This is a genomic window from Psychrobacter sp. 1Y6, from assembly GCF_052258385.2.
In the GTDB taxonomy this organism is placed as follows: Bacteria; Pseudomonadota; Gammaproteobacteria; order Pseudomonadales; family Moraxellaceae; genus Psychrobacter.
Window position 1 is genome coordinate 688598 of the sequence record NZ_JBQQEW020000001.1, and the last position, 12081, is coordinate 700678.

A 12081-nucleotide genomic window follows, 5' to 3' on the forward strand; every position below is an offset into this window, starting at 1 on the left:
GCAACCGATTGCAGATGTATAGGCAATACTTCAAGCGAGGTTAACGCTGTAGCTCTTTTATAGAGGATTAACTATATCCAGAAATATAATTCAGTTGATGCTTTTTAGCATAGTTAAACTAAATTTTTATTAAAGAATTTTTTAATTTATTTAATATGCTCTTAATTTTTAATCGAATAAACTTAAGTTTATTTATTATTGGTTTAACACTATTGGTTTTCACATTAGCTAGTATGCTTACTACCTTCCATACTCTATATTGACCGTTTATACCAAAAAATAATTATGATTAGTGACGTTTGGTTTTAAAAATTGCTATACTAACTTTATATGGCATATAGTTAATATACTGATTTTCTATAAACAAAATAAATTTCGATGAAAATAGCCAAAGTTTTACTTGTTTCTTATTAATAAATCGAAAGCTATTTGGATAATAGATATTTGTATGAAATGGTTAACTTCTTTAAAAAACACCATAGGAACGATATAGTAAGTTACAGAGCTAATGCAAAACTATCTCCAAGATTAGCAGTATTTGAGAGTATAGTGCATTGACTTACTACTCTATTATTTTAACAGTAGGTTTTTGTCGAAATATTATTGTGAAATTCTAGCAGTAGTCAAAGTACTAGAATTTTGTTTTATTATTAGAAAATGCTTTCGAAGCTATAATAGCAATATATAAAGAATAGTGACTTATGTGTTTAGATTTATCTAAAACTAATTTTATTTAAAATGGATACAATGAGCATCTGTTGCTATGTATCTTCTATTTATAATAGATTGTTCGGGCTGTTATTAGAAATTATATACTCTTTAGAGTTAATGATATTTTATACATAGATTTAATGGCCAATGAACGATTTGTTCACTGCATTATTTCACGAAAAACCATACCTCAATAGAGGCCACACTCTTATTTTATAGTTGGATTTATTATGAGCAAAAATAACGCAATTGATTTAGAAAATTTGAACGTGGATGAGTTACGTGCTATCACTGAAAACGCTCAACAACTTATCGCCAAAAAACAACATCAACGTTTGTATGATGCCTATATGCAGTTCGAGCAGATTGCAGAAGATAGCAATGCAACGATCGAAGAGATACTGAAAGCTGGTGAAAAATTAGAGAAAAAACGCAGTATTAAATATCGCAATACTGATGACCATAGTGAAACTTGGACTGGCCGTGGCCGTAAGCCAACGTGGTTAGTCGAAGCGCTAGCAGCAGGTCGTGATATCGAAGATTTTGCTATTTAATTAGCTGTTTTCTTATAAAATTCCTTTCTGTGAACCAGTTTGAAGTTGCTATTTATAATGGTGTATTTACAACCATTTAGCGACAGACATAGCTGCTTTCGAGAAAATAAAAGCCAGTATCTTTTTGCCAAAATAATGGCAGTAAAGATACTGGCTTTTTTTCTGTCATCTATATGCCATTGTTTGTTATGATAATGACGTTTTTGTCCTATATAAGAGTTGTACGACTGTGGCCCAAGTATCTGAGTTTTCTCATAAACGTCCCCGTAAGCTCTGGTGGCTAGTGGGGTTTGTGTTGTTTGCGCTATTTGCTGTGTTGCAAATGCCAGCAGCATGGTTACTTGAGAAATACGCGCCGGATACGCCTTATGTCCAGCATGTATCTGGCAATGTATGGCAAGGTGCTGCTATTTGGCAGTTGCCTATGTCATCAACGTCGCTTACAGGTATGGCAGAATGGTCATGGCAGCCTTGGCAGTTACTCATAGGTAAGCTAGGTGCGGATGTTAATATCCACTCAGCACAGACACGTCTGAATGGGCAAATTAAACTTGGGTTAAACTCATGGCAAGTTGACAACATGAGTGGGAAAATTGCACCTGAGACGCTAGCGAGTGTGGTCAACTGGCAACTGCCAAATACCCCTATTCAAGTAAACAATGTATCGCTAACGCGTCAGGCTGATAAAAATGACGCATCTAGTAGTGAGCCTGCTGAAGACACTGGCGGATTTAGTGCCGCGGATGGTCAATTGACTTGGGTTGGCGGCGAGGTAGGCTATCCTAGTGGTGGCAAAGTTTTTTATATTACGATGCCCGCTCTAAGAGCTGAGCTTAGTACAGAGCAAAAAAACAATAGAGATTTGCTGCATATTAATTTATTGAACAATCAAGATAAGCGTTTGGGAGATCTGTATCTCGACAGCGATAATATGCTCGATGTCAGTTTGACGCAGCGTTTGCTAGAGAATATGCCTGAGTATAAAGGACAAGCCCCTCAAGATACGCCAGTTGTCAGTGTGCGCCAGCCATTGTTAGCTGGTTTGGGGGCGAACTAAATGCTTAATATCGCCGCAAGCCTAAAACCTGTTATCAATACTCTCAATCGCTTTTCAGCTTGGCTATTATTGTTAGCCATTGCTTGGCTATGCTGGACAGCCGCTCGTCTTTTATGGCTACTGCTAGCAGCGCCTTTAGCACCTGCATTACCTTTAGCGCCTCTACAGAGTAATGCCAAATCCACCAACGATTATAGTGGCTTGTTTGCAATCTTTGCTGATCCCGATCCTGTTACCGCAGCCGTGCAACCACCTCCCAACATTGAGCTCAAGGGCGTACTACTAGCCATACCTGAGAGCATGTCTTCCGCCTTATTGAATGTCAATGGCGAAGTCAAAAATTACCGCATCGGTGATGGACTAAAGGACAGTGATTATACGCTCGTGGCTGTTGATTGGAATTCAGTCATCATCGCTGATGCTAACGATAAAGAAACCGTTATTAAAATGCCAGAGGCGATGCCATTAGACCAAAGTGATATGCTAGCAAGCGGAATAAGTAATCAGCGTTTGCCAAACAATAGCATGTTGCCTACAGCGCCCCAGCCAGTACAAAACGCTGTTCCTGAGGCAGAAGGGACAACTGGCGCAGACACTCCAAGTAGTCCACAGTCGGCTATCGAAGAAGCGGTTACGGCCTTGCAAGAAAACCCTGCCAGTTATCTAAGTAGGATGGGGGTGATGGCATCGGGCGAGAGCTACCAAGTCACAGCGGCGATGCCTGCTGGCCTACGTAATCGTTTAGGGCTTGAGCCAGGCGATAAGGTACTAACTGTCAATGGACAGAGCGTGGGTAATAACCCAGCGCAAGATGCTGGTGTACTTCAGCAAGTACAGCAAGCAGGTGAAGCGCAGATAGAGGTTCAACGTGGTGAGCAAGTTATTACGATTCGCCAGCAGTTCTAGCAAGGTAGGTTTTTAGCAAAATTGCTCCCTAAACACTCAGCACATAGTAAGCAATATCACTGTAGGTAATCATCAATATGGTAAGTTTTCAGAATTTTTCAGCCACGCCTTTGTACTGTAGCCTGCAGGGTTTGATGCGCCTGTGTCGTCCACTTTGTCTAGCAGTGCCATTATGGGCTGCTGGTATTGGTCTTGCCAATGCTGAGAGCTGGAAAGTCAATTTGCAAGATGCTGATATCAAAGCTTTTATCAATGAAGTTGCGACCATTACAGATCAAAACTTTGTGCTTGATCCACGTATCAATGGTAATGTCACAGTTATTTCCAACAAAGCCCTGTCCCGTGATGAGATTTATCAGTTATTTCTGAGCGTGATGCAGGTGAATGGTATTGCTGCGATTGAATCGGGAACGACGACAAAACTGGTGCCAGATAATATCGCTAAGCAATCTGGTGTGGCGGTTGATTTACGCGGTGATAGTGTTGGCGAATCGCTCGCCACTCGAGTTATTTATTTGACTAATACCCAAGCTGCAGAAGTATTAGGTGTTATTCGTCCATTGATGCCGCAGTCGGCTCACGCAGCCGCTGTACCTGGTGTCAATGCGCTAGTATTGTCCGATCGAGCAGACAGCCTTAATCAACTGACGGCCCTTATCCGTGATTTAGATAGTAATGTAAATGATAGTTTGCAAGTGATACCACTGCGCCACGTCGATGCCGAACGTATGATGGAGTTGATTAGCGCTTTAGTCTCAAGTGCAGGTAGTGGACAAGCACAAGGTGGCAACAATCAGTTAAAGGTGATTGCTGATACGTCAAGCGATAGACTGTTGGTCAAGGGCAGTCCTGAAATGATTGCTAAAGTCCAAGAAATGGTCAATCAATTGGATACTACGCCGACCAGACGTTTAAGTGGTCTCCGTGTCTTTCGTTTAAAGTATGCTAGTGCTGGTCATATCGCCGATATGTTACGCGGCTTGCTCGCTAATCAATCTATCAATAGTGCTGGCGCGACCTCGACACTAGAATCAGCTTCGCTAAATGATGCAAGTAACACAGGCGCTGCAATTAATAATGCAGCCAGCGATAGCCTAGGTAGCAGTGCGGCCGCTGTGTCGACTAGCAGCACAAGTGGAACAAACACAGGAGTGGGCGGTCGTCCGTTTAGTATTATCGCTGACGAAACTCAAAATGCCGTTATCGTCAATGCCGCACCTGAGCTAATGTTTGAGATTGAAGATGCGGTCAACCAATTAGACAGTCGCCGCGCACAAGTATTGATTCAAGCCGCTATTGTTGAAGTGTCAGGCGATGATGCCACTCAGCTAGGCGTTCAGTGGGCACTAGGTAACGCCAACAGTGGCTATGGAGTAGTCAACTTTAACAATGTGGGGGCCAGCGCTACGACACTTGCGGCGGCTGCTTTAGCAGGGACGAGTACGGCAGGTATTAGCGCTGCAGCCAGCTCTATTGCTGGTGCACTGATAGGCATTGGAGACAGTCGCAAAGACAGTCAGGGCAATACAGAGTTTTATGGCGCTATTCTACAGGCGCTTGACTCATCTACCAGCGCTAATCTATTGTCCATGCCATCGATTTTGACATTGGATAATGAAAAAGCCAGTATCTTGGTTGGTCAAAACGTACCCTTTGTCACGGGCTCTTTTACCACCAGTGGCAATAATTCAAACAACCCATTTCAGACAATTGATCGTCAAGACATTGGTATTAATCTGAATGTCATTCCTCATATTGGTGACAATGGCACAGTACGATTAGAGGTATCGCAAGAAGTCTCGTCAGTGGTACCAGGTAGTACGGGTAATGCCAGTGGGCTAATTACCAATAAAAGCCTTATTAACACGACCATCCTAGCGGATGATCAGCAGACGATTGCCTTGGGTGGACTGATGCGTGACAACACTACTACACGTCAGCAGAAAGTTCCTGGGCTGGGCAATGTTCCTGTTATCGGTAGACTCTTTCGTTCTGACAACGACAGTACCCAAAAGAGTAATTTGATTATCTTTTTACAGCCGACTATTTTACGTGATGGCGGTGCGGTAGCGAGTGTGACTGAACGCAAATTCAATCAAATGCGAGTGTTGCAGTTGGTCATTGATAAAAACGGTACGATTAAGCAATTACCATTGAGCGGCACTGAAGGTTGGAATGGTAATGTCAGTGCAGATTACGAGCTCATGCCGCTAAATCCCCTTATCCCTAAACGTGATCAAGCGCCGAAATCTACCTCGCAAGGTTTTACGAGAGTAGATAGTCCTAATAGCGGTATCACGACCTATCCTCTTAATCGTTAAAATATTAGCTCTATATATAACGGTTAATGTAATTCAACTGGCATAAATTAATGTACGATGTAATAGATACTAGTTACATCGTACATTAGCTTGCGTATTCATAACACAGATAAACATAGCCGCTTTTATATTTAAGTATATTAGTTACTAATAGAATAATGAATTACGCATCTTACTTTCCACCACAGTAAATCAGAAGCTAAAATGACAAACTATAAAAATACGAAAAAATGGCTTTTACTAAGTGTGGCTGCAACTGCGCTATTGCTTATTCCTAGACGCAGTAGTCGAAAGGACAATACGAAGACAGTAAATAATCATAATACCGTATCTAAGGGTAATAATATTGATGATGCTCGTGAGAATGTAGTTAGTAAATAGAAGCTAGTAATTGAAAAATAGAAGCTCAATAATGCGTCTATAGCAATATTCTTATATAAAAATGCTTGTATAGTAAAAATTGCTTAGTGTTTATTACTCAATTCTATGTTCTGAAAAGTCAGTTTTGGAGTTTATTGATGTGTGGCAACAAATCAGCGACCACGGCTGAGAGAACAAACGCTAGAGAAGTTTTAAAAAATGTCTATCCTCTTATAGATACGCATACACATTTTGATGCTCCAGTATTCGACAATGATCGCAGACAACAGGTAGAGCAGGCTTATAGTCAAGGTATCCGTCACTTAGTGCTAGTAGGTTATCTATATGAGTATTTTGATCGAATGTATGATACTCAAGACTTCATCAATGAACTATCGCAATCGTCTGCGACGAAGGCAAACAACCAAGATAAGTGCAATGTTCAAGCCCATATCGCGCTTGGCTTGCATCCTTTTTATATTAAGCAGCATACCGATGACCATTTAATACAACTTGAGCAAATGGTGATAAAGCGTCGTCCATTAGCCATTGGTGAGATTGGATTAGATACCTTTACCGATGCAATGAAGCAGCCTGATGTGTTTGGTCAACAAAAAAGATTCTTTGCGGCGCAGTTGGATATAGCCGTGGCTCATAGTCTGCCAGTGATGCTGCATATTCGTAAGGCACATGCTGAAGCGCTTGCAATATTAAAAGCGCATAAATACGATGCGCATAAATTAGGCGGTATTGCCCATAGCTTTAGCGGTGGTGAGCAAGAGGCAAAGGCTTTTGTGAAATTAGGGTTTAAGCTTGGTGTTACGGGTCAGATAACCAATCCGAATGCTAAAAAACTGCGCCGTGCTATTCAAGTAGCAGTTGAGAGTCATGGCATCGAATGCTTGGTCATTGAAACGGATTGTCCAGATATGACACCTATTATGTGTCAGGTATCGGATGACGCCCATTCACATGATAGAAATATACCAGCCAACCTGCCGTGGGTATTAGCAAGCTTGAGTGAGCTATTAGAAATACCACATGATAAACTTGCTAAGCAATTATGGCAAAATAGCTGTGATGCTCTGAAAGTAGACTGGGCTTATTCAATGTAACTGTGCTATTTATAAGAAAAGCATAGCTGTAATTAGAAGCTAAGAAGTACTAGCCAAATAAATGACAACCAAAATATTTGAAAAGAGAATTTGATCTGTTATGAGTGACACGCGACAATTTGAACAACCAAAATCCGTCGAAGACAGTCTTGGACAAGACGAATCGCGCCAACAAGATGAGCAGTACGATCGTCGTTTTCAAGGTACACGGACACTATATGGTACTTCTGCGGTTGATACTTTTTCGGCAGCTCATGTCTACATTATTGGTGTAGGAGGGGTTGGCTCTTGGGCAGCAGAGGCGTTGGCTCGGACAGCGGTGGGAACGATTACGTTGATTGATTTGGATGTATTGGTTGCTTCTAATGTCAATCGCCAACTGCCTGCATTGGACAGCACATTTGGTCAAAGTAAAATTGAAGCAATGGCAACTCGTATTAGAGAAATTAATCCCACAGTAACGTTAAATTTAGTCGATGATTTTTTGACAGTAGATAATGTCGCCACACTCTTACCAAGTCGTGAAGCAGTCAAATTTGCCAATGCTCAGGGTAAACCGATTGTTATTTTAGACTGTGTAGACGATATGAATGCTAAATTAGCAATCGCTTTACACTGTCGTTTTAATAAACTAAAGTTGGTCTGTGCGGGCGGTGCAGGTGGTAAGATAGATCCAAGTCAGATTAGAGTAAGTGATTTGCGTGACTGTTATCAAGATCCACTACTTGCCAAGTTACGCAACAAGTTACGCCACGAGAAAGGCATTAATAGTGCTTTAAAAGAAAAATTTGGTATCAAATGTGTCTATTCGACAGAGCCGCCAATTGTAGATAAGAGCTGTCAGACAGGTGGTCTACAGTGCGGTGGTTATGGCTCAGCAGTGGTCGTTACGTCAGTGGTGGCGATGATTATGGTGAGTGAAGCATTACAATTATTAATAAGACAGACGAGTCGTAACTAATACGTCTGATATTATTTAACGGAGTTTACCTTGTCTATATCTAACTCACCTCAGCAGAGCTACCCTGTCGCGGTAGATGAAATAGAGCGTATCAATAAGCTCAGAAAGTATCAGGTACTCAATGAAGATGAGGAGCCTGCATTTGATCGGCTAGTTGAACTCGTAAAGCTATTTTTTGATGTGCCTGTGGTTACCATTACTTTTATGGATGAGGAAACCCAATATTTAAAGCCAGCCTGTCAATTCGATAGTGAAGATGAGGCTGTAAGCAAAGGGCCACGTAACACGGCTTTTTGTAACTATACAATATTGTCTGATGATGTATTAATCGTGCTAGACACTTTTAAGGATAGTCGTTTTAGCCAAAGTCCGATGGTCACAGGTGCTCCGTATTTACGATTTTATGTTGGTGCACCTATTATCTTGAATGAAGACAACAAAAGGTATCGTCTAGGCACCTTATGTCTCATGGATACTGAGCCACATCAGAGTTTTAGCAATCAACAAGAAAAGATATTGGCGCAGTTTGCAATGATGGCGGCAGATGCGTTGAAATTACAAGATAAACAACGCGATGCTAAGCGTGCTAATGAGATGAAATCGAGCTTTTTGGCTAATATGAGTCATGAGATTCGTACACCGATGAATGGCATTATCGGTATGGTAGAGATGTTAGGCGATACCGAACTCAGTAGCGAACAGCGTGATTATGTTGATAATATCAAAGTCTCTAATGAACATTTGATGGTCATTATTAATGGGATTTTAGACTTATCGAAGGTTGAGTCTGGAAAAATGACGATTGACTCTATTCCATTGAATTTATCTAGTTTATGCAATGAGGTCGTCAGTTTATTTGCGATTAAGGCACGTCAAAGAGGCGTAACCTTAGAGTATCATTATACTGAAACACTATCACCTTATGTAAACGGCGATCCTGTACGTCTGAAGCAGATTATTGCAAACTTGGTCAATAACGCGATTAAGTTCACGCGTGAAGGTGGTCAAGTAAGTATCGATGTTAAACATATGGACAATTGCTACTGTCCAAATAACATTGACGAAAAATTCGTGAGTACGAGTCAAGAAAAAGAAGCAAGCAAAATAGAATGCGATGAAACTGGTCAGAATATGACTTTGTGTATAGAAGTGAAAGATACGGGTGTTGGTATCAAAGAAGAGTCGTTAGAGGCGATATTTGACGCTTATGACCAAGCGAATAAATTTACTCATCGTATTTATGGTGGTACTGGACTCGGACTGTCTGTTTGTAAGTCTCTAGTCGACTTAATGGGTGGTTACATTCATGTAAATAGTGAAGTAGGGGTTGGTACGACATTTAGTGTTTTATTGCCGTTGACTACTATTGATGAAGATAAGTATGAGACATGGCAAGACTCTAACGATACGACCATGATTGAACCTACGCATGAGCGGTCTGGCCATATCTTGTTGGTCGAGGATGATGCTGTCAATGCGATCATAGCCAAAAAATCATTAACCAGCAGTGGTCATACCGTCACTCATGTTACGGATGGCCAGCAAGCAATTGAGGCTTTCGCTTTATTCCCGGACCGTTATGATGTGATATTGATGGATCATCATATGCCGATTATGGACGGTGTACAGGCAACTATTAAACTGCATGAATTATATGATCCTCAAGCGTTGCCGCCTATTATTGCCCTGACTGCCAATGCAATGGACGGCGAGCGTGAGAAATACCTAAAAGTTGGTATGCAGGACTACTGCACCAAACCTTTTAAGCAAGAGCAGTTAAATGCCTTGGTACAGTATTGGCTGATACAGAAGCAATCATTGGAAGAAGAGTAAATTACTAGATATTAGCATTAGCGCCCTTGATTAGCATTTCGATAAAACTATGATTGATAAATATAAAAAAAGCTTAACCGCCTATATGGTGGTTAAGCTTTTTTCTTGATGATAGAGGTATTAGTAAATATCAACTACCAGTCATGTTTAGAGCGATATTAGTTTACGCGAGTTTGGTAGTCGCCAGTACGCGTATCGACACGTACGACTTCACCTTGTTGCACAAATAATGGTACACGTACAACGGCACCTGTCTCCAATTTAGCAGGTTTACCGCCACCGCCTGAAGTATCGCCGCGTACGCCAGGATCTGTTTCTACAATTTCTAACTCAACGAAGTTGGGCGGCGTGACTGACAGAGGAGCGCCATTAAATAACGTAATGGTACATAGAGCATTGCTGTTTTCTTTTAACCACTTGATTGAGTCACTCATTGCGTTTTTGTCCGCTTGAATCTGCTCAAAGCTCTCAGGATGCATAAAATGCCAAAACTCGCCATCGTTGTATAGATAGTTCATTTCAGTATCCATCACATCAGCAGCTTCTAAGCTGTCACCTGATTTGAAAGTTTGTTCCAGTACTTTGCCACTACGAAGATTGCGCAACTTAACACGGTTAAAGGCTTGACCTTTACCAGGCTTAACAAACTCGTTTTCAAGAATGGCACAAGGGTTGCCATCAAGCATCACTTTTAGACCAGCTTTAAATTCATTAGTAGAAAAACTTGCCACAAGAAACTCCTAGGGGTTGTAAATATAATAGTAAGACATAGGGCTGACTGTACCAAAATTTTCTGTTATGCCAAGTATTTACGGATTAACGAGGATACTTTGATAGGCTAGACACTAAGGGCGTATAATATCGGATTTTGGGCACAGGTAATAGGCTGTCATGATAAACCATTTAATCACACAAAAAAACTGGCAAACGCAATTATCGGAAGCTATTACATCTGTTGATGAGCTATTGAGTGTCCTACAGCTTGAATCAATGCGTGCAGAAGTTTACGTACCTAAGCATTTTGTACTGCGTGTGCCGCGTGGCTTTGTGGCAAAAATGGCTATTGGCGACCGTAATGATCCCTTGCTTAAACAAGTGTTGCCAGATCAGCAAGAGCACATCAACGTCACAGGCTACGTAGCAGATCCGCTAAGCGAAAACACTCAAAACCCTGTGAAAGGCTTGCTCCATAAATATCAGTCGAGAGTGTTGTTAACGATTACGGGTGCGTGCGCTATTCATTGCCGTTACTGCTTTCGCCAGCATTTTGACTATAGTGCCAACATGCCAACTGCCGATGCTAAAGAAAATATCATCAACTATATTAATGCAAATCCTGAGGTCAATGAGGTAATTTTGAGTGGTGGTGACCCACTAAATGTGACTAATCGACGTTTGTTTTCATGGTTAGATACTTTGGAGTATCTTCCGCAGATTACTACGGTTCGATTGCATACGCGCTTGCCATTAGTGATACCTGCACGCTTGGACACTGCATTGCTAGAAAGGCTATCTCAAAGCCGCTGCCATATTGTACTGGTCATTCACTGTAATCATGCCAATGAGCTAGATGCAACAACCGCTGAGTATTTGCAACGTGCGAGAGCAGCTGGAATTACACTATTAAACCAAGCCGTGTTGTTAAAAGGTGTCAACGATACTCTTGACGCGCAAGTGCAGCTCAGTCAGCGTTTGTTTGCTTCTGGCGTGCTACCATATTATTTACATGTGTTGGACAAGGTGGCTGGTGCTGCGCATTTCGATAGTAGTGAGCAAGCAGCGATTGAGCTGTATTGGTCATTGTTAGCATCATTGCCGGGTTATCTCGTTCCTAAGTTGGTCAGAGAATTGCCTAATAGGCCCTTTAAAGTGCCTATTGATATTTACAGCAATAGCTAATGTAGGGCACTATATCAATTTAGGAGAATTAGTAAACAAAGAGCGGCTTTTAAAAAAGATGCGGATAGTATCTTTAGAAACTAAAATCTAGGATTTATGCTTTTTTATAAGTATAAATAGATATATGATTGGAACAGAATATAAACTGTTAGTATGTAATCTAACTAAAAAGCATATAACGTTAAATACAAGACTTTAAAAATGTGCAGGTATTGTCAGAGCGTACTACTAGATTCAGGCTCACAATAAATAGATATCATCACTTTTCTATAGTCGAGCTTAACAAACATTTTTTATGCAATGCGTGTATTTGTACTGTTGCATATTACTGATTGCCTCAGAGTGACTAAGAGAGAGTAAAGAT

General features: G+C 41.1%; 9 protein-coding genes. 8 read left to right on the top strand and 1 reads right to left on the bottom strand.

The window, feature by feature from the left end; all coding sequences use genetic code 11:
• Positions 1 to 941 precede the first annotated feature (941 nt).
• The 7 genes from ACTXGF_RS16555 to ACTXGF_RS16585 all read left to right on the top strand — a co-directional run bounded on the left by ACTXGF_RS16555 (position 942) and on the right by ACTXGF_RS16585 (position 9818).
• The gene (locus tag ACTXGF_RS16555; protein WP_101204384.1) at positions 942 to 1265 is read left to right on the top strand and encodes an H-NS histone family protein; all 324 of its coding nucleotides are present in this window, start codon (positions 942 to 944) and stop codon (positions 1263 to 1265) included.
• Positions 1266 to 1494: 229 nt separating this feature from the next.
• A complete protein-coding gene (gene gspN, locus ACTXGF_RS16560) occupies positions 1495 to 2322 on the top strand; it encodes a type II secretion system protein N (RefSeq protein WP_443534511.1) in 828 nt (275 codons plus the stop codon).
• Entirely contained in the window at positions 2323 to 3228 is a 906-nt protein-coding gene (locus ACTXGF_RS16565; protein ID WP_443534510.1) for a type II secretion system protein N, read from the top strand.
• Between the two features lie 77 nt (positions 3229 to 3305).
• A complete protein-coding gene (gspD, locus tag ACTXGF_RS16570; protein WP_443534508.1) occupies positions 3306 to 5549 on the top strand; it encodes a type II secretion system secretin GspD in 2244 nt (747 codons plus the stop codon).
• A gap of 518 nt (positions 5550 to 6067) precedes the next feature.
• A complete protein-coding gene (locus ACTXGF_RS16575) occupies positions 6068 to 7024 on the top strand; it encodes a TatD family hydrolase (RefSeq protein WP_443534506.1) in 957 nt (318 codons plus the stop codon).
• A gap of 100 nt (positions 7025 to 7124) precedes the next feature.
• On the top strand, positions 7125 to 7985 hold the full coding sequence (locus tag ACTXGF_RS16580) for a tRNA threonylcarbamoyladenosine dehydratase (RefSeq protein WP_443534505.1): 861 nt from the start codon (positions 7125 to 7127) through the stop codon (positions 7983 to 7985).
• A gap of 30 nt (positions 7986 to 8015) precedes the next feature.
• A complete protein-coding gene (locus ACTXGF_RS16585; RefSeq protein ID WP_443534503.1) occupies positions 8016 to 9818 on the top strand; it encodes a GAF domain-containing hybrid sensor histidine kinase/response regulator in 1803 nt (600 codons plus the stop codon).
• A 158-nt stretch (positions 9819 to 9976) separates the two neighbouring features.
• On the opposite strand, the gene efp is transcribed toward ACTXGF_RS16585, so the two are convergent.
• Entirely contained in the window at positions 9977 to 10549 is a 573-nt protein-coding gene (efp, locus tag ACTXGF_RS16590; protein ID WP_160022040.1) for an elongation factor P, read from the bottom strand.
• Positions 10550 to 10709: 160 nt separating this feature from the next.
• Here efp and epmB point away from each other — a divergent pair, with 160 nt between their 5' ends.
• Positions 10710 to 11717 carry an EF-P beta-lysylation protein EpmB gene (gene epmB / locus ACTXGF_RS16595; RefSeq protein WP_443534502.1) on the top strand — a complete coding sequence of 336 codons (1008 nt, stop codon included), beginning with the start codon at positions 10710 to 10712 and terminating at the stop codon, positions 11715 to 11717.
• Positions 11718 to 12081: the final 364 nt, after the last annotated feature.